Annotated in this window: 4 protein-coding genes; 2 read left to right on the top strand and 2 right to left on the bottom strand. The window is 71.7% G+C overall.

The annotated features are described in order from the left end of the window. Positions 1 to 74: 74 nt before the first annotated feature. Positions 75 to 443 carry a hypothetical protein gene (locus AB0K82_RS44360; RefSeq protein ID WP_364409756.1) on the bottom strand — a complete coding sequence of 123 codons (369 nt, stop codon included), beginning with the start codon at positions 441 to 443 and terminating at the stop codon, positions 75 to 77. 95 nt (positions 444 to 538) lie between these two features. Continuing rightward, positions 539 to 2,032, bottom strand: a complete 1,494-nt coding sequence (locus AB0K82_RS44355; RefSeq protein ID WP_364409753.1) for an MFS transporter — start codon at positions 2,030 to 2,032, stop codon at positions 539 to 541. A 184-nt stretch (positions 2,033 to 2,216) separates the two neighbouring features. Here AB0K82_RS44355 and AB0K82_RS44350 point away from each other — a divergent pair, with 184 nt between their 5' ends. Together AB0K82_RS44350 and AB0K82_RS44345 are read left to right on the top strand one after the other, a co-directional pair. Next, positions 2,217 to 2,588: a YciI family protein gene (locus AB0K82_RS44350; RefSeq protein WP_364409750.1), complete on the top strand. Its 372-nt coding sequence runs from the start codon at positions 2,217 to 2,219 to the stop codon at positions 2,586 to 2,588. Beyond that, entirely contained in the window at positions 2,585 to 3,796 is a 1,212-nt protein-coding gene (locus AB0K82_RS44345) for a DUF6596 domain-containing protein (protein ID WP_364409747.1), read from the top strand. The genes AB0K82_RS44350 and AB0K82_RS44345 overlap by 4 nt, the downstream gene beginning before the upstream one ends. The last annotated feature ends 91 nt before the right edge of the window (positions 3,797 to 3,887 follow it).

Genomic DNA, 3,887 nt, shown 5'->3' with positions numbered 1-3,887 from the left:
CCACCAGATACGACAAGCTCGCCGTCCGCTACGAAGCCACCATCCACATCACCGCCATCAACGAATGGCTCCACTCACTTCGAGACACGCCCTAGGACCACGGCGCACGCCATGAGGGTGGTGCGCATGGCGTCGACGAAGCCGGCGGCGAACGTGTCGGCGGTGACGCGTTCATACAGGCGGAGCGCCGCCGAGTCCAGGCCGCCAGGCGGCGTGGGCGGGCTGACGTGCCGCGCGGCGGCGGTGCTGTCGTCGATGAACCGGGCGCGCAGCTGCTCCGGTAGCCGACCGGCGCGCTTCGCGGCCTCGCTGTGCAGGGTGGAGGAGAGGCGGGCCGACAACAGGGCACCCGGCACGGCGGTGCCGACGACGCCGCCGATCTGCCGGGTGGTGCTGGAAACCCCGGAGGCCGCCCCGGCCAACCGGGGATCGACGCCGTCCATGGTGGCCTGCTGCAGCGGCGCGAACGTCGTGCCGCCGGCGATTCCGATGATGGTCAGACCGGGCAGCAGGCTCCAACCGCGGCCTCGGTAAGGGCCTATGAGCCGGCCGCCTCGTAGTCGGGGAGTGCGGCCGGGGTGGTCCGCGTCGCCGGGCGCATGGTCAGGACCAGTACGGCCGACGCGGCGAAGATGACCGCGGCGACGACCCCGGTGACGTGCAGGCTCGCGGTGAACGCCGCCCGCGCGTCGTGCAGCAGTTCCGCGCCCCGGCCGGCGGGGAGGTGCCTGCTCGCGGCGACCGCGCCGGCCAGCGAGTCGGACGTGCCGTGCATCCGGCCGCGGTAGACCACCGCGGCCAGCACCCCGAGCAGCCCGAAGCCGAGCGAACCGCCGAAGTAGTTGCCGGTCTCCGACATCGACGCGGCCGAGCCGGCGCGCTCCGGCGGCACGGACCCGACGACCAGCCCGGTGCCCAGCGCGAACAGCGGGCCGGTGCCCAGCGCCAGGACGGTGATGCCGATCATCACCAGCGGCAACGCGCCCGCGCCGTCGACGGCGACCAGCAGCAGGCCGCCCAGCGCCGACGCCACCAGCCCGCCGGCGATCGCGGTGGTCTGGCTCATCCGGCGGGCGAGCGCCGGTGCGGTCATGGTGCCGACCGCCACGCCCAGGCCCATCGGCGCGAACAGCACCGCCGAGGCGAACGGCGAGTGGCCCAGCACGCTCTGCAGGTACTGGGTCACCAGCAGGCCCGTACCGGCCATGGCGATCCCGGCGAAGACCAGCGCGACGATCACGGCCGTGAATGGGCGGTTGCGGAACAGCCGCAGGTCCAGCAGCGGCGTCTCCAGCCGCAGTTGCCGACGGACGAACAGGGATCCGACGGCCGAGCCGGCGACGAGGGCCGCCGACGGTACGACTCCCACCCCCTCGACGGCCAGCCGCTTGATGCCGTAGACCACCAGCAGCACCGCGACCAGCGACAGCCCGACACCGGCCGGGTCCAGCCGCCCGGCCCGGTCGCCGCGGAACTCCGGCAGCAGGACCGGTCCGGTCAGCAGCAGCACCGCCATCGCCGGCACGGCGATCAGGAACACCGATCCCCACCAGAAGTACTGGAGCAGGAGCCCGGCGAACACGGGCCCGAGCGCACCGCCGGTGAACTGGCAGGTTGCCCAGATCGCGACGGCCTTGCCGCGCTGCCGGTCGTCGCGGAACATGTTGGTGATCAGGGCGAGTGTGGACGGGGCCAGGGTGGCGCCGGCGACGCCCAGCAGCGCACGCGCGACGATCAGCATCAGCGGGCCGGTCGCGAAGGCGGCCACGACCGACAGCGCCGCGAACGCCGCTCCGCCGATCATCAGCAGCCGGCGGCGGCCGATGCGGTCGCCGAGCGTACCCATCGTGATGACCAGGCCGGCCACCGTGAACCCGTAACCGTCACTGATCCACAACTGTTCGACGTTGGTGGCGCCCAGGTCGGCGCTCAGCCGCGGGAGCGCGAGGAGCAACGCCGTGCTGTCCATCGCGACGAGAAGTGTCGGCAGCGTGAGGACCGCCAGCCCCAGCCATGCCCGGTTGACTCGCATCTCCGAAAAACCCCTGTTCTCTCGACGTTTCGCCGCTTGGTCGGAGCAGCCGGGGGCTTCTTGACATTAGCGCGGGGGAGAATCCACGGAGAAGTTCTGGCGGGGGATGTCAAGACGACGGCGGTGGCTCCGACCAACCGGTCGAAGGGCCCGACCGGGGCTCGCGAACCACGAGGAGTACGCGATGAAGTTCCTGATCAGTATGCACATCAACCCGGCCGTGCTGGACGCGCTGACCGACGAGGAGAAGGCGGCGATCGGCGAGGGCCACGGCCGGTTCATCGAGGCGCTGAAGGAGTCCGGCGAGATGATCACCACTCAGGCGCTCGTCGACCCGTCCCAGGCCGCCGTGGTGTCCGTGCGGGGCGGCCGGCCGGTCGTGACCGACGGACCCTTCCTGGAGGCCAAGGAGTACCTGGGCGGCTTCTACCTGATCGACTGCGAGAACAAGGAGCGGGCGATCGAGTTGGCCGCCCAGATCCCGGACGCCGCGATCGAGGGTCTGGGGATCGAGGTGCGCCAGGTGATGTTCGCTGACGGACAATTGGAGGCATGACGGTCCCACCCTTCGAGGACCTGCTGCGTGAGCTCACGCCGCAGGTCCTCGGCACGTTGGTACGCCGGCACGGCCAATTCGAGGGATGTGAGGACGCCGTACAGGAGGCCGTCCTCGCCGCCACCGTGCAGTGGCCGGCCGAGGGGGTGCCGGACAACCCGCGCGGCTGGCTGCTGACCGTCGCGTCCCGGCGGCTCATCGACCAGATGCGCAGTGACCACGCGCGCCGCGAGCGGGAGTCGGTCACGGCCACCCAGGTGGTGCCCGAGGACGTACCGGACACCGACGACACGCTCGTCCTGCTGTTCCTGTGCTGCCATCCGACGCTGACCGCGGCCTCCCAGATCGCCCTGACGCTGCGGGCGGTCGGCGGCCTGACCACCGCTGAGATCGCCCGCGCGTTCCTGGTGCCGGAGGCCACGATGGCGGCCAGGATCAGCCGGGCCAAGCAGCGCGTCAAGGCCGCCGGCGGCTCGTTCACCCTGCCGGCGGGCGCGGAGCGCGAGGAGCGGCTACGGGTCGTCCTGCACGTGCTCTACCTGATCTTCAACGAGGGCTATACCGCCTCCTCGGGCGGCGAGTTGCACCGCGCCGACCTCGCGCGCGAGGCGATCCGGCTCACCAGGATGGTGCACGCGCAGCTTCCCGAGGACGGGGAGGTGACCGGCCTGCTCGCGCTGATGCTGCTGACCCACGCTCGCCGGGAGGCCCGTACGACGACGGCCGGCGACCTGGTGCCGCTGGACGAGCAGGACCGCGCCAAGTGGGACCGCACGCTGATCAACGAGGGCACCGAGCTGGTCAAGACGTCGCTGGCCGCCCCGGCACTGGGGCCCTACCAGTTGCAGGCGGCCATCGCCGCCACGCACGCCGACGCGGCCACGGCCGAGGAGACCGACTGGCCGCAGGTGCACGCCCTCTACCTGATCCTGGAACGGGTCGCGCCCAACCCGATGGTCACCCTCAACCGGGCGATCGCGCTCGCCGAGATCGAGGGCCCGCAGGCCGGGCTGGCCCTGCTGGCCACCCTCGACGATGACGAGCGGATGGCCGGGCACCACCGGCTGCTGTCCGTACGGGCGCATCTGCTGGAGCAGACCGGCGACCTGGCCGGGGCGTACGAGCACTACCGGCACGCCGCGAAGGCCACCGCCAGCCTCGCCGAGCAGCGCTACCTGGAGTCCCGCGCCGGCCGCGTGCGGACCTAGGCCCTGTCTCGAAGTCGGTTTTGGGTGGCTTGCGGCGGCTACGGCGTGTCGTGATCGTTAAGTAGTGAGGCCTCCGGTAGGTGGTTCAGCG

The sequence above is a fragment of the Actinoallomurus sp. NPDC052274 genome, assembly GCF_040679475.1.
GTDB lineage: Bacteria > Actinomycetota > Actinomycetes > Streptosporangiales > Streptosporangiaceae > Actinoallomurus > Actinoallomurus liliacearum.
Note: the sequence above shows the minus strand (reverse complement) of the source record. Positions and strands in the feature narration are given on the sequence as shown.